Raw genomic sequence first — 18,728 nt, 5'->3', positions numbered from 1 at the left:
ATCCGTTTGACAACGCTTCGCGTCTCGACTAAGTGTTTCGCATGCGAAATAATGGCGCCACAGCAAGGCACCACCGGCTGATCTACCTGTTGAACGTCGCACAGCGCCGGCTGCAGCACTGGATGGCGGCGCAGCCCCGGAGTGAGGTGACCCCGGCGCAGGCGGGGCTGCTGTTCATCCTCGGCAAGCATGATGGCGTCCTGATGGGCGAGGCGGGTGCCGCGCTCGATATGGGGCCGGCCGGGATTTCCGGCCTCGTCGATCGCAGTGCTGCGGCGGGGCTGGTCGAGCGGCGGGCCGATCGCGAGGACGGGCGGGCCTGGCGCGTGTGGCTGACGCCGAAGGGGCGCACCGCGCTGGCACAGGCGAAGACCGGCGCGGCCGAGGTCAACGCGGCGTTGATGGACGGATTTACCAGCGCGGAGATTGACATCGTCGCGCGCTGGCTGACGAGCATTCAGGACAAGTTTCCAAGAAGTTCAGACGAATAGAAGGAGCAGGCAATGACCGAGCACGTCCGGATCGGGAACAACAGCGGAATTCTCACCCTCACGCTGGCGCGCCCCGACAAGAAGAACGCGCTGACGGATGCGATGTACGGCAAGCTCGCCGACACCATCGAATGCGCCGAGTTCGATCCGTCGGCCCGCGTGATCCTGATCCGCGGCGAGGGCGACATGTTCACGGCAGGCAATGATGTCGGCGAATTCGCGGCGGTGGCAGCGGGCAAGTCGGAAGGCAGCCGCAACGTGGTGCGCTTCATCCAGTCGCTGGCGCGCTGCACCCGGCCGCTGGTCGCAGCCGTGCAGGGCCGCGCCGTCGGCGTCGGCACCACGATGCTCCTGCATTGCGATCTCGTCGTGCTCGCTGACAATGTCCAATTGTCGACGCCGTTCGTCAGTCTCGCGCTGGTTCCGGAAGCCGCCTCCAGCCTGCTGATGCCGGCGCGCATCGGCTATGCCCGCGCCTACGAGATGTTCGCGCTCGGTGAGACGGTGTCGGCCAGGTCCGCGCTGGAATGGGGCCTCGCCAACCGCGTGGTGCCGCTCGACAAGCTCGACGCCGAGGCGCTCGCCCTGGCGCAACGTCTTGCCCGCCAGCCGGCCGGCGCGCTCACCGCGACCAAGAAGCTGATGCGCAACGGCGAGGCGCTGGTCGCGCAGATGAATGCGGAAGGAGAGCAGTTCGCCCAGCGCCTGCGCACCGCCGAGGCGGGCGAAGCCTTTACCGCCTTTGCCGAGCGCCGTCCGCCGGATTTCACGAAGGTCGCCTGAGCAGCCCTGGCCGCCGAGGCGCGGCAGCCGGGAAAGCCGGTATTTGACTACAACCTTAACGAAACGTTGGCATATCGCGACGCAAGGTGGCCATCCTGAGAGTGGCCCCTCGTGACTTATGGCAATGTTTAAGAAATCGGTAAGCTCGCTTCTCCTGACCCTGATGGTCCTGCTGGCCGCCGGCGCGCTGGCCAGTACGGCGATCCAGATGGTCGGAGCCTTCGGCCGCTATACCGACAGCCTCGAAACCGCCCGGCTTGCCGCAGCCGACAAGGCGATCTTCCATGGCGTGCTGTCGCTGCGCAACAATCGCGGCGATGCCCAGAGCGCGCTCCTCGGCGAGGACGATCCGCGCACCAAGCTCGAAGCGGCAGAGAAGGCCGAGCAGAGCGGTTATGATGCCATCGTCGCGGCGCTCGCGACCGTCGAATTTGCGCGGCGCGATGAACTCGCGGGCACGCTCAAGCAGCGCTGGAGCGAAGCCGCGCCGAAATTTCAGCTGTTCTACGACGAGGCGAAGCAGCCGCGCGCCGAGCGCAAGATGGAGCGCACCGGCGCCTGGTACGATGCCGTCACCAAGGTCATCGACACAGCGAACCTCGCCTCCACCGCGGTGTCGAACCGTGCCTGGATGAACGATCCCTACATCGCCCGCATGATCCAGGTCCGTCGCTTTGCCTGGCAGGTGCGCGACCGTTACGGCGTCCATTGTTCGTCGCTTCGCTCGAACGTCAACAGCAGCAAGCCGCTCGATGACGCCCAGAAGCGCTCCGTGGCGCAATGGGACGGCACCATCGCCTCCGGCTGGGCCGGCATGGCGGAGTTGCTGGCTGCGCCAGACGTGACGGCGGAGCTGGTGGCGGCAGCGTCGGACGCGAAGGCCAAGACCGACGGCGTCCTGAAGCAGATCGGCGATCTCACCAGGAACTTTGACGGCAGTGGCAAGCCTGCGATGCCGGCTTCAGAGTGGAACACGCTGTGCCAGTCGCCGTTCGCGCCCATTGTCGCGGTCGCGAACAAGGCGCTGGATCAGTCGATCGCGCGTGCCGAGGCCGTGCAGGCCAAGGCCCTCGCCAATCTCGCCGTGCAGTCGCTCGCATTCCTGCTCGCGCTCGCTGTGACCCTCGCCGGCGTCTACGTGGTGCGCAATCGCCTGATGCGCCCGGTCCGCGCCATTCTCGATGCCATCGCACGCGTTGGTGCGCGCGATTACGCGACCTCGGTGCCGCAGTCGAAATATCCCGACGAGTTCGGCACCATGGCCGCGGCGCTCGAAAGCCTGCGCGAGAGCGCGGCGACCGCGGAACGCCTGGGCCAGGAGCGCGAATCGCAGCAGGCCCTGCAGCTTGCCCGCTCCGGCACCGTCGACGCGGCCTGCCGTGGTTTCGACGATACGGTGCAGGCGGTGCTCCAGAGCGTCATGGCATCGACGAAGGAACTCGACGCCACCGCGACCGGCGTGCGCTCGCTGGTTTCGGAATCGAGCAGCCAGACCGCGGCGGTCTCCTCTGCAGCCGAGCAGGCCACCAACAATCTCGAGACCATTGCGGCGGCGACCGAGGAGCTCTCCGCCTCCGTCGGCGAGATTTCCGCACAGGTCCAGTCGAGCGCGCGCGAGGCACGCGAGGCCGTCTCGCAGGCCGAGCGGACCAACGCCACGGTCGAGATTCTCGACCAGACCGCGAGCCGCATCGGCGAGGTCGTGAAGATGATCAATGCCATCGCCGGCCAGACCAACCTGCTGGCGCTGAACGCCACCATCGAGGCGGCGCGTGCGGGCGAGGCCGGCCGCGGTTTTGCCGTGGTCGCCGGCGAGGTCAAGAACCTCGCGGCCCAGACCGCGACGGCGACGGAAGAAATCTCCCGCCAGGTCGAGGAAATCCAGGGGGCGACCGGCCAGGCCGTGACCGCCATCCGCTCGATCGGCGGGGCCATCGGCGGCATCGACGAGAAGATGACGGCGATTGCCGCAGCCGTCGAACAGCAGCGCGCGGCCACCACCGAGATATCGCGCAACTTCCAGCAGGCGGCCCAGGGCACCCGCGAGGTCACCGACACCATCGGCAGCGTCGCCAGGCTCAACCAGGAGACCGGTAACGCCGGCACGGTGTTGTCCGAATCGGTGAAGAAGATGTCGGCCGATGCCGATCGTCTGCGCGTCGCGGTCGAAGGCTTCCTGGGAGCCGTAAAGACCGCCTAGCTTCGCTGGTTCCTCCATCCGCAGTCGCGCGGGCATTGCCGCCGGTTCGTGCGGCGGCTACATCTGCGGCGCTGCGGGAGTGCAGCCACAGACGTATCAGGGATGGAGAGTTCGATGCCGGTCACCCCACACCACAACGCCCAGCGCCCCTATCGCGGCGTGTTCCCGGTCGTTCCCACCATCTTCGACGAGCGCGGCGAGCTCGATCTCGACGGACAGCGCCGCTGCGTCGATTTCATGATCGATGCCGGATCGCACGGCCTCTGCATCCTCGCCAATTTCTCCGAGCAGTTCGTGCTCACCGATGCCGAGCGCGAAACCGTGATGCATGCGGTGCTGGAGCATGTCGCGGGCCGCGTTCCCGTGATCGTCACCACCACCCATTTCAGCTCCGCAGTCTGCGCCGCGCGCAGCCGGCAGGCCGAAGCGGCGGGCGCCGCGATGGTCATGGTGATGCCGCCCTATCACGGCGCGACCTTTCGCGTGCCCGAGAAAGGCATCGTCGAATTCTTCAAGGTCCTTTCGGACGCGATCACCATTCCCATCATGATCCAGGATGCGCCGGTCGCGGGCACGCCGCTATCGGTCGAGCTGCTGGCGCGGCTGTCGCGCGACTTCGCCAACATCCGCTATTTCAAGATCGAGGTGCCGTTCGCCGCCGCAAAGCTCCGCAGCCTGATCGAGGCCGGCGGCAGTGCCATCGAGGGACCGTGGGACGGCGAGGAGGCGATCACGCTCTTGGCCGATCTCGATGCCGGCGCCACCGGCGCGATGACCGGCGGCGGCTATCCCGACGGTATCCGCCAGATCATCGATCCCTATTTCGCCGGCAACCGCGAGGCGGCGAAAGCCGCCTACGAGCGCTGGCTGCCGCTGATCAACTACGAGAACCGCCAATGCGGCCTGATCGCCTGCAAGGTGATGATGCAGGCCGGCGGCGTGATCAGGTCGGACGCCGTGCGGCATCCGTTGCAACCGCTGCATCCCGCGACGCGCGCGGGGCTGCTGGAGCTGGCCAAGGAGCGCGATGCGCTGGCGCTGCGGTGGGGGAAATAGGGCGCTCCGCCGTCCTTGCGAGCAGCGCTGAAGGCGTCGAATTAACGCGGTACGGGCGGTTTCCCGCGGCCTGGCAATGACGTATTGTATCCTCGCCGACCAGGCCCGCGGAGAATATCAAGACATCGCGCAGCTCTTCATTATGCCGCTATCCCAAGCCAGGTTGGAGCAAACCGACGAAACAGGGAGGCAGTGCCATGACGATGAGGCCGGATCCCACCTTTCACGCGTCGCCCAGGCTTGCGATGGAGGCGCCCGCGGAGAATTTTGCCTACACGTTGTTGCTCAGTCCGGATTTCTCAAAGCCCGATGCTCTCGCGGTGATCGATGTCAAGCCGCAATCGCCGACCTACAGCCAGATCGTCCACACCGTGACGATGCCCAACAAGGGCGATGAGTTTCACCACTTCGGGTGGAATGCCTGCTCCTCCGCCTTGTCGCCGCTCGCCGGACATGCCTTCATCGAGCGGCGCTATCTCATCATCCCCGGGCTGCGCTCGTCGCGGATCTACATCATCGATACCAAGCCAGATCCGACCAAAGCCAAGATCCACAAGATCATCGAGCCCGAGGAAGTCTTCAAGAAGACCGGCTACTCGCGGCCGCACACCATCCATTGCGGGCCGGATGGCATCTATGTGAGCACGCTGGGCGGCAGCGGCAAAGACGGCACCAACGGTCCTCCAGGCGTCTTCATCATGGATTGCGAGACGTTCGAGGTCCTTGGACGATGGGAGATCGATCGCGGTCCGCAGAATCTGCACTATGATTTCTGGTGGAACCTGCCGCGCGACTACATGGTGACAAGCGAATGGGCGTTGCCGCCGCAGTTCGAGAACGGGATCGTCCCGGAAGATCTGCTGGCGAACAAATACGGCCATCGTCTCCATTTCTGGGATCTGCGTGCCCGGCGCAACGTGCAGACCATCGACCTCGGTGCCAATCATCAGATGGCGCTGGAGGTACGACCGGCGCACGATCCGGTTCGTGAATACGGCTTCGTCGGCGTCGTGGTCGATACGACCAATCTCGAAGCATCGATCTGGACCTGGTGGCGAGAAGGCGGAAAATTTCATGCGGAGAAGACGGCGACGATCCCGCCCGAACCCGCGCCAAAGGAGAAGCTGCCGCCGCTGCTGCAGGGCTTCGGCGCCGTGCCGCCGCTGGTGACCGACATCGACCTGTCGATGGATGATCGTTTCCTCTATGTCTCGTGCTGGGGTACGGGTGAAATGCGCCAATACGATGTGAGTGATCCGCGCAAGCCGAAGCTTGCGGGCTCGGTTCACATCGGCGGCATCGCGCGTCGCACCCCTCATCCGAACGGCAAGGCATTTGCGGCCGGTCCGCAGATGGTCGAGATCAGCCGCGACGGCAGGCGCGTGTACTGGACCAACTCGCTCTATTCCACCTGGGATGACCAGTTCTATCCCGACGGCGTTCCGGGTGTGGAGGTCATGGCCAATGCCGGTGCCAATGGCGGCCTCGAGCTCGACAACGACTACTTCGTCAGTTTCCCCGACGGATACCGTGCGCACCAGATCAGGCTGGAGGGCGGCGATTGTTCGACGGACTCCTTTTGCTACCCGTCGGCCTAGATTGGGGACACGCGAACTGGGCCCTCGGCTGGCTGTGGCTCGCTCTTGTCGCGAGCGGTCTCTATCACGGCGTCAATCCGGGAATGGGCTGGCCGCTCGCCGTTTCGGCCGGGCTCATGGACAAGAGCCCGCGCGCGCTCTTCCGTGCGTTGTGGGCTCTGGCGGCCGGACATCTGCTGGCAACACTTCTCGTGGTGCTGCCATTCGCGTTCCTGCTCGTGCTGGCCGAATGGCAGCGTTCGATCCAGCTCGGCGCGAGCCTTCTCGTCATCGGCTTCGGCGTCTATCGCCTGATCGCGCGGCGCCATCCGCGCACGCTGGCCCGAATTCCGCCAACGCAATTGGCGCTCTGGTCATTTGCGGTTGCCATTGCGCACGGCGCCGCCTTGATGCTCGTGCCGATCTATCTCGGGCTCTGCCGGGCCTTCGAACTCGATGCCGGCCATGAAGCCGCGGGCGCACTGATGAAGGCAGGACTCGGGATGGCGGTGCTGGTGTCTTTGGTGCACGTCGCCGCCATGACCAGCGCCGGCGGATGTCTGGCGTGGCTGGTCTACCGCTATCTGGGACTGAGGTTCGTCTCGCGAAGCTGGTTCAACCTGGATGCGATCTGGGCGACCAGCCTCGTTCTGGTTGGCGCTGTGGCACTCGTCTTCAATGTCGCGAGCCGGCACTGAAGCTCTTCAAAGGCCACTCGCCGATGATGCGGAAGCGAGCCTTCGCATCATCCTGCTTGAACAGCGCGATGCGGTCGATCGCGAGCGTCTCGAGGCCGAGCGCAGCAAACCGCGTCCGCAGCATCTCCAGGATCGGCCCGCGCCGCTCCGCGTCCAGGCGCCCCGTCAGCGTCATGTGGAAGCGGAACTCTTCCATTACGTAGGGATAGCCCCAGCGATCGAGATAGCCCCGCTGCCGTTCGCTCAGCTGCTCGGGCTTCCGCCGCGCACGGTCCTGCGCCGAAAGCGCCGGACGAAAAGCATCGAGATCCCGAACGCAATCGGCGGCGAGCTCCTGAAGCGCACCGACCGGCTCGGCCGGAATGACGGCAATGAAGCCGCTGATGGAATCGACGACCGGGCGGATCATCGGAATGGGCCGCGCCTTCTCAGCGAATGCCGCGCACGCCGCAATCAGCTCCGCCTCAGACTTGCCGGGCGTGAGCGCCATCGGCGCTTTCAGCGTGCCGTGAAAACCGTATTTGCAGGGATCTGTGGTGACCTCGCGCCAGTCCGGCGCGACATCCAGCGCCTCGCGCGGAAACGAAACCTCCTCACCCGTATAGGGATCGTAGCCGAGCAGCTCGGCGCCGAAGCGGGAGATGGCGCTGTTGCTGCCTGCGGCAAAATAGATCGCGTAGCGGGGAAAACCTGTCATTGCCTCAGCATAACCAATTCATGCCGCGACGACAGCCCCGCGCGGCGCTGCCACTGCTGCGAGCAGCCGCGTCGCATCTGGGAGGTGGACGAGCTTGCCGCCTGATATCACCGCGATCGGACGCGGCCGTAGCGGCACGCTGTCATCGACCAGCAGAATGTCCGCCCGGCGCCCTTCGGCGAGGATGCCGCGATCGGTGAGGCCGGTCGCGCGCGCGGGTGCGGCGGAGACCAGGTTCCAGGCCTCGGTCAGCGGCAGCACGCCGTCGGCAGCGAGACGGAACGCGGCGAGCAGCTGCGCGGGATAGTAATAGTCCGACGCCAGCACCGAGCAGAGGCCCTTGGCGATCATGTCGGATGTTCTGGTCCAGCCAGTGTGACTGCCGCCGCGCACGACGTTCGGCGCGCCGTAGACGATGGCATCGCCGCGGCTTGCGGCCTCCCGCGCCGTCTCCTCGTTGATCGGAAACTCCGCGATATCCACGCCCATGGCACGAAAGCCTTGGCGCATCGCCGGCGTCGCATCGTCATGCGAGAGCATCCGCACCTCGGCGGCGCGGGCTGTCGCGGCGAGCCGCGACACGGAAGCCGGCACCTCACTGGCGCGGGAGAGCACACGCTCGACGAGGCGGTCGAATTCCTCGCTCGACAGCCCGGTGCGCTCCACCATGCGGTTGCGCTTGCGGGGCTTGGCCATGTCCCCAACGGTGCCGTCCATATGGTCGTTGAAGGCGAACAGGTCGACGCGGCCATCAGTGAGCCACTGGCTGATCTCGGCCTCGGCGTCGAGATTGTAGGTCTCATGCCGCAGGTGGAAGCGGGTATCGGCGGCGAATTGCGGGCGCTGCCGCTCGATCGCCTCCATCAGCGCGCGCGCGTTGCGGCACTGCGCAGGCCCGGCTCCCACGAGCAGGTCGTGGCGTGAAATACGGTGGTGATGCCGTTGCTGATCGCCTGACGGTCACTGTCGGCGAGCGCGACGTCGATCGGGAAATCGACGCCGGCGCGCGGCATCATCTGCCGCTCGAACGCATCGCCATGCAGATCGACGATGCCGGGCAGCACCAGCAGGTTGCGTGCATCGATCGCCAGCCGCGACCGGCCGCGAGAGGCATCGACCTCTGCGATGTCCGTTCCGGACACGAGGAGCGAAGTTTCGACGAGCTCGGCGCCGATCAAGGCCCGGCCGCCCTCAAGAAAGATGTCTGTCACGCGATCGCGCTTCGTTTGCCGGCAGGAGAACTGGTGATGGAGCTTGCCCGTGCTTCACACGTCGCGAGGAAATCTTCAATCCCGAGCCTGCGGAAATCGGGCAGGGCTTCACGCAACCTGTCGTGATCCCAGTCCCACCAGGCGAGCCGGGCCAGCCGTCCGGCGATGTCTTCCGAGAATCGCCGCCGCACGATACGGGCCGGATTGCCGGCGACGATGGTGTAAGCCGGCACGTCCTTGGTGACGATGGCGCCCGCCGCGATCACCGCGCCGGTGCCGATGTTGCGGCCCGGCAGCACGATCGCGCCGTGGCCGAGCCAGACGTCATGGCCGATATGGACGTGATGCTGGCGCCGCCAGTCGAAGAAATCGGCATCGTCGCTCTCGCCTTCGAAGTAGGCGCTCGAACGATAGGTGAAATGCGCCTGGGTCGCGCGCTGCATCGGATGGTTGCCGGGATTGATGCGCGTCATCGCCGCGATCGAGCAGAACTTCCCGATGGTGGTGTAGGTGATCTGCGAATCGTTCACGACATAGGAGTAATCGCCCATCGTGACTTCATGCAGGATCGTGCGTGCGCCGACCTCGGTGTAGGCGCCGAGCCGGGTCTCGTGCAGCTTTGCCGAGGGATCGATGGTCGGTTGAACGGACAGCATTTTTCTGGCCATGTTGCATCCGTAATTCGAGAGCCGAAGTTCCTCTACGAGCGGCTTGATGACATTGTCATGACGGAGCGATGACAGGGGATGGCGTGTGGAGGATCGCCGCATCGCAGCGCGCGTGTCACACAAGTGTCAAGCGCCGACGATAGCGGTTGGTCCCAGCATACTCTGGAGTCCCGCATGCTGGTGGTGGAAGGTCTGACGTGCCGCTTCGGCGCAAAAGCCGCGGTGGACGACGCTTCGTTTCAAGTCGCCCCCGGCGGCTTCGTCGGTGTGATCGGGCGCTCCGGCGCCGGCAAGTCGACCATGCTGCGCATGATCAATCGCCTCGCGACACCGACGCAGGGCCGCATCCTGTTCGACGGCCTCGATGTCACCGCGCTCCGCGGCCGGGAGCTGCGGCAGTGGCGGGCGCGTTCGGCGATGATCTTCCAGCAGTTCAACCTGGTGGGGCGGCTCGACGTGCTCACCAACGTCCTGATGGGGCGCCTCGCGACGATGCCGGCCTGGCGCTCGCTGACACAGACCTGGCCCGAGCAGGACAAGGCGCTGGCGATGTCCGCGCTCGAGCAGTTCGACATCGCCTCGCTCGCCGCCCAGCGCGCCGACCAGCTCTCCGGCGGCCAGCAGCAGCGCGTCGCGATCGCCCGCGCGCTGGTGCAACAGCCCGATATCATCCTCGCCGACGAGCCGATTGCTTCGCTCGACCCGCGCAATACCAAGATCGTGATGGACGCGCTGCTGCGCATCAACAAGCATTTCGGCATCACGGTGCTCTGCAATTTGCATTCGCTGGATCTGGCGCGCAGCTATTGCGACCGCCTGATCGGCATGGCGCAGGGCCGCGTGGTGTTCGACGGCGCGCCGGCCGCGTTGACCGACCATGTCGCGCGCGAGCTCTACGACCTCGAAGCCGCCGAAGTTATGGGCGGTGTGCCCGTCGCGGCGCCCGAGGGCGTTCCGGCGCTTGGAACGGCGGCCGCCGCCTGAGGCCGCGCTGCACCTGTTGAGTTGCCAGTTTTGCGTCAACCGACCCCAACCGATGAAGAGGGTACCATGATCACTCGCAGATTAATCCTTGCCGGCGCCGCCGCGCTCGCATTCACCGCCTCCGCCTCCGCCGAAGGCTGGAAAGCCAAATATCCCGAGCTGACCTTCGCGGTCGTCCCGGCCGAGAACGCCTCCGGCGTTACCGAGCGCTGGGCGCCGTTCGTGAGCTATCTCTCCAAGGAACTGGGCGTGAAGGTCACGCTGCGCATTGCCAACGATTATGCCGCTGTGATCGAAGGCCAGCGCGCCGGCAACATCCATATCGCCAGCTACGGCTCGGCCTCGTTCGCGCGCGCCCGCCTGACCGGCGTCAAGACGGATGCCTTCGCCAATGACATCAACGCCGACGGCTCGACCGGCTATTACTCGGTGTTCTTCGTCAAGACGAGCAGCGCCTACAAGAAGATCGATGATCTCAAGGGCAAGAACCTCGGTCTCGTCGATCCGAACTCGACCTCCGGCAACAACGTGCCGCGCTTCGAGCTCGACAAGATGGGCATCACGGACGCCGATACCTATTTCAGCAAGGTCGTCTTCACCGGCAGCCACGAGAACGCGATGCTGGCGTTGGCTCAGGGCACGGTCGATGTCGCCGCCAACCAGTGGACCAGCGACGACGATTCCACGCTGGCGCAGATGCTGACCAAGGGGATGCTAAAGAACGCCGACGGCTCGGCGATGAAGAAGGACGATTTCCGCATCGTCCACAAGTCGGCGCCGATCATCAACGGCCCCTATGCCTACAACTCCGACCTGCCGGAAGACGCCAAGGCCGCCATCGCCAAGGCGTTCTTCGACGCGCCGGCCAAGGACAAGGCGGCGTTCGATCGCCTCTCCGACGGCCAGAAAAAGGGCTTTCATTCCGCCACCACCAAGGACTGGGATGGCACGATCGAGCTGATCAAGTTCGTCGATGCACTGCGTAAGAAGAAGGCGTCCTGACTTCGGGGCGACGTCACTGGAGCCGGGTCGATGGACCCGGCTCTTTCTCTTTTGATCGACCACTTTACCTGGCCAGATGACCGTCGCGGTTTCGATTCTCCCCGAGCAACAGCTTGCCGTGCTCAACGCCGCCTATCGCCAGGCGGTCGCGCGCAAGCGGCTCCGACTCCTGTCCGGAGTCGTAATCTTCGCCGCCGCGCTGCTTCTCGCCGCGGTCGGCGCGGAAGTGAACCTGCGCACCCTCTTCACCTATTTCGGCAACTTCATCAGCTATTTCGACCGCATCCTCACGCTCGACAACGGCCAGCGGGTCTGGACCGATGTCGGCGAGTGGTTCTGGGGCTGGCGCAAATGGCTGAAGATGCTCGGCGAGACCGTGCTGATCTCCTATGTCGGCACGCTGGTCGGCGCGGTTCTCGCCTTTGCCCTGAACTTCTTCGCGGCTGAAAACACCTCGCCTGCACCCTGGCTGCGCTTTGTGGTGCGGCGCCTGCTCGAATTCGCCCGCACCGTTCCCGGCATCGTCTTCGCGCTGATCTTCGTGATCGCCTTCGGCCTCGGCCCGATGGCGGGCGTGCTCGCGATCGCGATCCACTCCACCGGCGCGCTCGGAAAGCTGTTCTCGGAGATCGTCGAGAACGCCGACATGAAGCCGGTCGAAGGCATCCGCTCGACCGGGGCGAGCTGGCTCTCCTGCATGCGCTTTGCCGTCGTGCCGCAGGTCACCGCGGGCTATGCCAGCTACGCGCTGCTGCGCTTCGAGATCAACGTCCGCGAGGCTTCGGTGATGGGTTTTGTCGGCGCCGGCGGCATCGGCCAGGAGCTCGTCGTCGCCATCCGCAAGTTCTATTACTCCGACGTCAGCGCCATCCTGCTCACCATCATCGTCACCGTCTTCATCATCGATATCAGCACCGGCTGGCTGCGCGGCCGCCTGTTCGGCAAGGAGGCGCGGACGTGACGCGGTCGCAGGACGTCGATACGCGCGCCATGCGCGCGCGCTATCCGGATGTGTTCGACCGGCCGGCCTCGGCGCGGCTCGCCATGCCGGCGACGGTCGCCGCGGCGTTCGCTGTCTTCGTCTACGGCCTCGTCGATCTCGATTTCTCTCCGTCGCGGTTCTTCGCAGGGTTGAGCCAACTCGGCTGGATCAGCATGATGATGATCCCGCCGGATCCCGGCTCCTCGCTGCCGATCTATCTGAAGGCGCTCGGTGAGACCCTCTCGATCGCGCTGCTCGGCACCACGCTCGCCGCCGTCTTCGCGCTTCCCGTCAGCCTGCTCGCCGCGCGCAACATCGTGCCGTCGAACATCCTGCGCTTTCCCGTGCGGCGGTTCCTGGATTCGATCCGCGGCGTCGACACACTGATCTGGGCGCTGGTGTGGATCAACGTGGTCGGGCTCGGCCCGTTCGCCGGCGTGCTCGCCATCGCTGTGTCGGATTTTGGCGCCTTCGGAAAACTGTTCTCGGAGGCGATCGAGGCCGCCGACCAGAAGCAGGTCGAGGGCATCCGCGCCTCCGGCGGCAGCCCTCTGCACGAGATCCGTTTTGGTCTGTTGCCGCAGGTACTGCCGGTGATCGCGGGGCAGGTGCTCTATTTCATCGAGTCGAATACGCGTTCGGCGACCATCATCGGCATCGTCGGCGCCGGCGGCATCGGCCTCCAGCTCGCCGAGCAGATCCGCGTGCTGGAATGGCAGAAAGTGTCGTTCCTGATCCTGATGATTCTGGTCGCCGTCGCCGCGATCGATTTCGTTTCGACCAAGCTGCGATTTGCGATTATCGGAAGACGCGCTGTCGCCTGATCGCCGATCTTGTAGGGTGGGCAAAGCGAAGCGTGCCCACCACTTCAATGGCGACGTTGGATAGATGGTGGGTACGGCGCAAGCGCGCCTTTGCCCACCCTACGACTCCACCAGAAACTCCACCCGTTCCGCCGCGAACCGCGAATGCTTCGTCACCAGCGGCTTGCCCGCAAGATCGTGGTCGGTCGCGTCGACCACCAGGATCGGCCGGCCGAGCGGCAGATCGAGCCGCGCGGCATCGGTCGCGTCGACGATGCCGGCGGTGATCCGGGTGGCGCCGCGGCGATAGTCGCGGACGCCATAATGCTCGAGCAGCTTCGTCATCGAGCGGGCCGCCGCGAACACAACTCCCGCATCCGGGAACAGCTCGGCCGACAGCCACGTCGTCGAGACACAAATCGGCGTGCGGTCGGCGAGGCGGATGGCTTCGATCCGCACCAATGGCGCACCGGCTTTCAAGCCAAGCTCGCGCGCCACCTCGCGGGTCGCGACATCATCGGAGGCCTCGATCAGCCGGCCGTGCGGCTCGCGGCCCTCGGCGCCGACGATCTCGGAGAAGCGCGTGCGCGCGCGCAAAGGATAGGCGAGGCGCTGCGCCTCGACATAGGTTCCGCTGCCGCGCTCTGCCCGCACGATGCCGCGCTCGGCAAGCGCTGCCAGCGCGCGCCGCACCGTGTGACGGTTCACGCGATAGGTTTCGGCGATCTCCATCTCGCCCGGCAACCTGTCGCCTGCGGAAAAGCGACCGTCGGCGATGCCGCGCTCGATGCCGTCGGCAACGAGGCGCCATAATGCGACGCCTGTGGAGGCGGTGTCCTGCATGCTCATGTCACCGGCAACCTACTTCAGAAATCACACCTTTGTCACGAAACAGTCATGGCGCTTGCGTATCAAGTTGTCTAGTATCATAGACAACTTGAATTCGGGTAGTTCCGTCAAAACATTCGGAGGATTTTGTGACTCAGCACAACAATCAGCAAGCCCAGCGCCAGGCCGCCATGGCCGTGCTGGCGCATGCGGAGGCGGGCGAGATCGCCGCCCGCCTCCGCAACTTGGCCCTCCCGACCCATCAGGACCTGCGGGCGCCGGAAAACGGCCTCGTCATGCTGCGCGGCCGGATCGGCGGCGACGGCGCGCCGTTCAACCTCGGCGAAGCGACCGTGTCGCGCGCGGCAGTGCGGCTTTCGAGCGGCGAGGTCGGCTTCGGCTACACGCTCGGAAGCGACGGCGAGAAGGCGCGGCTGATCGCACTGTGCGACGCGCTGGTGCAGTCGAGCGACTTTGGTGCGGCCGTGGAGCGCGAGATCATCGCGCCGCTGCGCAAGCAGCTTTTGGTCGGACGCAAGCAGACCGCGGCCGAGACCGCCGCGACGAAAGTTGATTTCTACACCATGGTGCGCGGTGAGGGGTGAGGCCATGACCACGATTGCGGAACTGCCGCCGGGGTTCGCCGACAAGGTGTTGTCGGCGCAATCGACATTTCGTTCCGTCATGGACGCGATGGCGCGGCCGGGCTCGGTCCGGCGCATCGTGCCGATGGCGGGATCGCCTGCGCCGATGATGCGCGGCACCGCCGCGATTGCGCTGACGCTGTTCGATCACGACACGCCGCTCTGGCTCGATGCGCGGATATCGGAAAGCTCCGACGTGGTGAAATGGCTGAAATTCCACACCGGCGCGCCGGCGGTTCAGGACCCCTCGATTGCGAGCTTTGGGCTGATCAGCGATGGCGCCTTGCTGCCCTCGCTCGAGCGCTTCGCGCTCGGCACCAACGAATATCCGGATCGCTCGACGACATTGATCCTCCAGGTCGAGAGCCTGGACGCAGGGCGCAGCTTCGAGCTGCGCGGACCGGGCATCGATGGCGTCGCAATGCTTCTGGCGTCGTTCAAGCCTTTCGACCTGTTCGAGCGCCTGCGGTTCAACGAGGCTCTGTTTCCGCGCGGCATCGATGTCGTGCTGGTCGCCGATGACGCCGTGGCCGCGATCCCCCGCACCACGCGTGTCGTGAGCAAGGGAAGTTAAGCATGTATGTCGCAGTCAAAGGCGGCGAACGCGCCATCGAGAACGCCCATCGCCTGCTCGCCCATGCGCGGCGCGGCGACCAAAGCGTTCCGGAAATCTCTCTCGACCAGATTTCGGAGCAGCTTGGCCTTGCCGTCGACCGCGTCATGAGCGAGGGCTCGCTCTATGACCGCGAGCTCGCGGCGCTGGCGATCAAGCAGGCGCGCGGCGATCTGATCGAGGCGATCTTCCTGGTCCGCGCCTTCCGCGCCACGCTGCCGCGTTTCGGCGCGAGCGAGCCGGTCGACACCGGCGTCATGCGGGTGCAGCGGCGGGTGTCTGCGACCTTCAAGGACATTCCCGGCGGCCAGATCCTGGGACCGACCTTCGACTATACGCATCGCCTGCTCGATCCGGCGCTTGCCCAGGGCTTTGTGCCGGAAGCACCTGCGGCGGCCGAGGCTTCGACCGCGGCGACGCCGCGTGTGACCGACATTCTGGGCCGCGACGGGCTGATCGAATCCTCGCCGCAGGCCGAAGACGGCGCCAGCGTCGGCGATCTCACCCGCGAGCCGCTGAATTTCCCGGCGGACCGCGACCTGCGCCTGCAAAATCTCGCGCGCGGTGATGAAGGGTTCTTGCTGGCGATGGGCTACTCCACCCAGCGCGGCTACGGCCGCAACCACCCCTTCGTCGGCGAGATCCGCTTCGGCGAGGTCGAGGTCGAATTTTTCGCCGAGGACGTCGGCTTCGCCGTCCCGCTCGGCTCGATCGCGCTCACCGAGTGCCAGATGGTCAACCAGTTCAAGGGCTCGGCCACGGAAGCGCCGTGCTTCACCCGCGGCTATGGCCTCGCCTTCGGCCAGAGCGAGCGCAAGACCATGTCGATGGCGCTGGTCGATCGCGCACTGCGTGCCCGCGAACTCGGCGAGGAGGCACTCGCCCCCGCACAAGATGAAGAGTTCGTGATGTCGCATTCGGACAACGTCCAGGCGACCGGCTTCGTCGAGCATCTGAAGCTGCCGCACTACGTCGACTTCCAGTCCGAGCTCGGCCTGCTGCGCAAGCTGCGCCAGGAATTTGCCGAGGCCCACGCGCCCGATACCATGAAGGAGGCCGCGGAATGAACGCGCCCGCCTACAACTTCGCCTATCTCGACGAGCAGACCAAGCGGATGATCCGCCGCGCCATCCTCAAGGCGATCGCGATCCCCGGCTATCAGGTGCCGTTCGCCAGCCGAGAAATGCCGATGCCCTATGGCTGGGGTACCGGCGGTGTGCAGGTCACCGCCGCGATTCTTGGTCCGCAAGACGTGCTGAAGGTGATCGACCAGGGCTCTGACGACACCACGAATGCGATCTCGATCCGGAAGTTCTTCGCCAAGACCGCCGGCGTCGCCACCACCACGGCGACGGAAGATGCAACGGTGATCCAGACCCGTCACCGCATTCCGGAGACGGCGCTGCACGCGAACCAGGTGCTGGTCTATCAGGTGCCGATCCCGGAGCCCTTGCGTTTTCTCGAGCCGCGCGAGACCGAGACGCGGCGCATGCACGCGCTCGCCGAATACGGCCTGATGCATGTCAAGCTTTATGAAGACATCGCCCGCTTCGGCCACATCGCGACGGCCTACGCCTATCCGGTGAAGGTGAACGCGCGCTACGTGATGGATCCGTCGCCGATGCCGAAATTCGACAATCCCAAGATGGACAATAGTCCGGCGCTGCAACTGTTCGGCGCCGGCCGCGAGAAGCGCATTTACGCGATCCCGCCCCATACCCAGGTGGTATCGCTCGATTTCGAGGATCATCCGTTCGAGCGGTATCGATTCAACGCGCCCTGCGCGCTGTGCGGGGCCGAAAATTCCTATCTCGACGAGATCGTCACCGACGACAAGGGCGGACGCATGTTCGTCTGCTCGGATACCGATTATTGCGAGGGCCGCCAGGCTGCCGGCCATCACGGCAGCCTCAGCGCCGCGCCGTACAAGGAGAAGGCGGGGTCACATGGCTGATCAAGATTTGGCTGATCGCGACACGCTCGACAACGACCAGCCGCTGCTGGTCGCGGAGTCCCTCAGCAAATCCTATGGCCGCATCGCCGCCTGCCGCGATGTCTCCTTTGCGCTCTATCCCGGCGAGGTGCTGGCGATCGTCGGCGAGTCCGGCTCGGGCAAGTCGACGCTGCTCCAGCTGCTGTCGGGCCAGCTCGCGCCGAGCGCCGGCGAGGTGTCGTACCGGATGCGCGACGGCGTCACCCGCGGTCTTGCCACGCTCGGCGAAGCCGAGCGGCGCTTCCTGTTCCGCACCGACTGGGGCTTTGTGCACCAGGACCCCGCGCAGGGCCTGCGCATGGCGGTCTCCGCCGGCGCCAATGTCGGCGAACGGCTCATGGCGGTGGGCTGGAATCACTATGGCCGGATTCGCGACACCGCGTCCGACTGGCTGGGCCGCGTCGAGATCGATGTCGCGCGCATCGACGATGCGCCGCGGACCTATTCCGGCGGCATGCGCCAGCGCCTCCAGATCGCCCGCAATCTCGTCACCGAGCCACGGCTGGTGTTCATGGACGAGCCGACCGGCGGCCTCGATGTCTCCGTGCAGGCCCGCCTGCTCGATCTCGTGCGCAGCCTGGTTGCCGAGCTGCATCTCGCCGTCATCATCGTCACCCACGATCTCGCGGTCGCGCGGCTGTTGTCGCATCGCGTGATGGTGATGAAGGGCGGCCGCGTCATCGAGGCCGGCCTGACCGACCAGGTGCTCGACGATCCCCGCGAGCCCTACACCCAGCTCCTCGTCTCCTCGATTTTGCCGCCATAAGCCATCCAAAATGAGTTTTCCGATGACCGCCATGATCGACATCGCCGATGCGAAGAAGACCTTTACGATGCACCTGCAAGGCGGCATCGAATTGCCTGTCGTCAGCGGTGTGACCTTCCACGTCAACCCGGGCGGTTGCGTGGTGCTGTCGGGGCCATCAGGCGCCGGCAAATCGTCGATCCTGAAGATGATCTTCGGCAATTACCGCTGCGACTCCGGCCGCATCGGCATCCGCCATCGCGGTGCCGTGGTCGATCTCGCCACCGCCGAGCCGCGGCAGGTCCTCAACGTGCGCCGTGCGACGATCGGCTATGTCAGCCAGTTCTTGCGGGCAGTGCCGCGGGTCGCGACCATCGACGTCGTTGCCGAGCCATTGATCGTGAACGGCATGAGCCGGGCCGATGCGCAGGCACGTGCCGGCGAGCTGCTGCACCGCCTCAACATCCCCGAGCGGCTGTGGCAGCTGCCGCCGGCGACCTTCTCCGGCGGTGAACAGCAGCGCGTCAACATCGCGCGCGGCTTCATCTCGGACCTGCCGATCCTGCTGCTGGACGAGCCGACCGCTTCGCTTGATGCCGCCAATCGCGCTGTGGTGGTCGAGCTGGTCGCCGAAAAGAAGCGACAGGGTGTCGCCATGGTTGCCATTGTCCACGACGACGAAATCCGTCATCTGATTGCCGACCGTATTGTCGACGTTACCAGCTTTGCCGCCGCCGCCTGAAGGAAATGGAA

19 protein-coding genes and 1 pseudogene are annotated in these 18,728 nt (G+C 65.5%); 16 read left to right on the top strand and 4 right to left on the bottom strand.

The features are described from left to right. Positions 1 to 41 precede the first annotated feature (41 nt). The 6 genes from QSV46_RS08130 to QSV46_RS08105 all read left to right on the top strand — a co-directional run bounded on the left by QSV46_RS08130 (position 42) and on the right by QSV46_RS08105 (position 6,805). Positions 42 to 491 (top strand): MarR family winged helix-turn-helix transcriptional regulator, encoded by a 450-nt coding sequence (locus QSV46_RS08130; protein ID WP_314948980.1) that lies wholly within the window; start codon positions 42 to 44, stop codon positions 489 to 491. 12 nt (positions 492 to 503) lie between these two features. Continuing rightward, complete coding sequence (locus QSV46_RS08125; RefSeq protein WP_314948979.1) at positions 504 to 1,274, top strand: enoyl-CoA hydratase; 771 nt, start codon at positions 504 to 506, stop codon at positions 1,272 to 1,274. Between the two features lie 118 nt (positions 1,275 to 1,392). Then, positions 1,393 to 3,474, top strand: coding sequence for a methyl-accepting chemotaxis protein (locus QSV46_RS08120; RefSeq protein ID WP_314948977.1), 2,082 nt, complete (start codon positions 1,393 to 1,395; stop codon positions 3,472 to 3,474). A 114-nt stretch (positions 3,475 to 3,588) separates the two neighbouring features. Next, positions 3,589 to 4,530, top strand: coding sequence for a dihydrodipicolinate synthase family protein (locus QSV46_RS08115; RefSeq protein WP_314948974.1), 942 nt, complete (start codon positions 3,589 to 3,591; stop codon positions 4,528 to 4,530). Positions 4,531 to 4,727: 197 nt separating this feature from the next. Further along, the gene (locus QSV46_RS08110; protein ID WP_314948971.1) at positions 4,728 to 6,128 is read left to right on the top strand and encodes a selenium-binding protein SBP56-related protein; all 1,401 of its coding nucleotides are present in this window, start codon (positions 4,728 to 4,730) and stop codon (positions 6,126 to 6,128) included. An 83-nt stretch (positions 6,129 to 6,211) separates the two neighbouring features. Then, positions 6,212 to 6,805, top strand: a complete 594-nt coding sequence (locus QSV46_RS08105; RefSeq protein WP_314949264.1) for a hypothetical protein — start codon at positions 6,212 to 6,214, stop codon at positions 6,803 to 6,805. On the opposite strand, the gene QSV46_RS08100 is transcribed toward QSV46_RS08105, so the two are convergent. From QSV46_RS08100 to QSV46_RS08090, 3 genes and pseudogenes are all read right to left on the bottom strand, one after another. After that, entirely contained in the window at positions 6,783 to 7,502 is a 720-nt protein-coding gene (locus QSV46_RS08100; RefSeq protein ID WP_314948968.1) for a DUF1045 domain-containing protein, read from the bottom strand. The genes QSV46_RS08105 and QSV46_RS08100 overlap by 23 nt on opposite strands. Before the next feature lie 18 nt (positions 7,503 to 7,520). Further along, positions 7,521 to 8,713, bottom strand: a pseudogene (locus tag QSV46_RS08095) (alpha-D-ribose 1-methylphosphonate 5-triphosphate diphosphatase). Continuing rightward, positions 8,710 to 9,381, bottom strand: a complete 672-nt coding sequence (locus QSV46_RS08090; protein WP_314948966.1) for a chloramphenicol acetyltransferase — start codon at positions 9,379 to 9,381, stop codon at positions 8,710 to 8,712. The pseudogene QSV46_RS08095 and the gene QSV46_RS08090 overlap by 4 nt, the downstream one beginning before the upstream one ends. A 174-nt stretch (positions 9,382 to 9,555) precedes the next feature. Here QSV46_RS08090 and phnC point away from each other — a divergent pair, with 174 nt between their 5' ends. From phnC to phnE (QSV46_RS08070), 4 genes are all read left to right on the top strand, one after another. Continuing rightward, on the top strand, positions 9,556 to 10,365 hold the full coding sequence (gene phnC, locus QSV46_RS08085) for a phosphonate ABC transporter ATP-binding protein (protein ID WP_314948963.1): 810 nt from the start codon (positions 9,556 to 9,558) through the stop codon (positions 10,363 to 10,365). Positions 10,366 to 10,431: 66 nt separating this feature from the next. Further along, a complete protein-coding gene (phnD, locus tag QSV46_RS08080) occupies positions 10,432 to 11,367 on the top strand; it encodes a phosphonate ABC transporter substrate-binding protein (RefSeq protein ID WP_314948961.1) in 936 nt (311 codons plus the stop codon). 76 nt (positions 11,368 to 11,443) lie between these two features. Continuing rightward, on the top strand, positions 11,444 to 12,328 hold the full coding sequence (gene phnE / locus QSV46_RS08075) for a phosphonate ABC transporter, permease protein PhnE (RefSeq protein ID WP_314948959.1): 885 nt from the start codon (positions 11,444 to 11,446) through the stop codon (positions 12,326 to 12,328). Beyond that, positions 12,325 to 13,173 (top strand): phosphonate ABC transporter, permease protein PhnE, encoded by an 849-nt coding sequence (phnE, locus tag QSV46_RS08070; RefSeq protein WP_314948957.1) that lies wholly within the window; start codon positions 12,325 to 12,327, stop codon positions 13,171 to 13,173. Before phnE (QSV46_RS08075) ends, phnE (QSV46_RS08070) begins: the two co-directional genes overlap by 4 nt. Positions 13,174 to 13,272: 99 nt before the next feature. Here the strand turns inward: phnE (QSV46_RS08070) and phnF are convergent, their stop codons facing one another. Beyond that, positions 13,273 to 14,001 carry a phosphonate metabolism transcriptional regulator PhnF gene (gene phnF / locus QSV46_RS08065; RefSeq protein ID WP_314948955.1) on the bottom strand — a complete coding sequence of 243 codons (729 nt, stop codon included), beginning with the start codon at positions 13,999 to 14,001 and terminating at the stop codon, positions 13,273 to 13,275. A gap of 170 nt (positions 14,002 to 14,171) precedes the next feature. Here phnF and phnG point away from each other — a divergent pair, with 170 nt between their 5' ends. Genes phnG through phnL form a run of 6 tightly spaced genes read left to right on the top strand, consistent with a single transcriptional unit; the run spans position 14,172 to position 18,717 of the window. After that, positions 14,172 to 14,585, top strand: coding sequence for a phosphonate C-P lyase system protein PhnG (gene phnG, locus QSV46_RS08060; protein WP_314949262.1), 414 nt, complete (start codon positions 14,172 to 14,174; stop codon positions 14,583 to 14,585). A 4-nt stretch (positions 14,586 to 14,589) separates the two neighbouring features. Continuing rightward, positions 14,590 to 15,198, top strand: a complete 609-nt coding sequence (gene phnH / locus QSV46_RS08055; RefSeq protein ID WP_314948954.1) for a phosphonate C-P lyase system protein PhnH — start codon at positions 14,590 to 14,592, stop codon at positions 15,196 to 15,198. Between the two features lie 2 nt (positions 15,199 to 15,200). Then, complete coding sequence (locus QSV46_RS08050; RefSeq protein WP_314948951.1) at positions 15,201 to 16,304, top strand: carbon-phosphorus lyase complex subunit PhnI; 1,104 nt, start codon at positions 15,201 to 15,203, stop codon at positions 16,302 to 16,304. Further along, positions 16,301 to 17,191 carry an alpha-D-ribose 1-methylphosphonate 5-phosphate C-P-lyase PhnJ gene (locus QSV46_RS08045; protein WP_314948946.1) on the top strand — a complete coding sequence of 297 codons (891 nt, stop codon included), beginning with the start codon at positions 16,301 to 16,303 and terminating at the stop codon, positions 17,189 to 17,191. Before QSV46_RS08050 ends, QSV46_RS08045 begins: the two co-directional genes overlap by 4 nt. Continuing rightward, complete coding sequence (gene phnK, locus QSV46_RS08040) at positions 17,184 to 17,996, top strand: phosphonate C-P lyase system protein PhnK (protein ID WP_314948942.1); 813 nt, start codon at positions 17,184 to 17,186, stop codon at positions 17,994 to 17,996. The genes QSV46_RS08045 and phnK overlap by 8 nt, the downstream gene beginning before the upstream one ends. A 22-nt stretch (positions 17,997 to 18,018) precedes the next feature. After that, positions 18,019 to 18,717 (top strand): phosphonate C-P lyase system protein PhnL, encoded by a 699-nt coding sequence (gene phnL / locus QSV46_RS08035; protein ID WP_314948941.1) that lies wholly within the window; start codon positions 18,019 to 18,021, stop codon positions 18,715 to 18,717. Positions 18,718 to 18,728 lie beyond the last annotated feature (11 nt).

This window comes from Bradyrhizobium cosmicum (assembly GCF_032290525.1).
Classification (GTDB): Bacteria; Pseudomonadota; Alphaproteobacteria; order Rhizobiales; family Xanthobacteraceae; genus Bradyrhizobium; species Bradyrhizobium cosmicum_A.
Note: the sequence above shows the minus strand (reverse complement) of the source record. Positions and strands in the feature narration are given on the sequence as shown.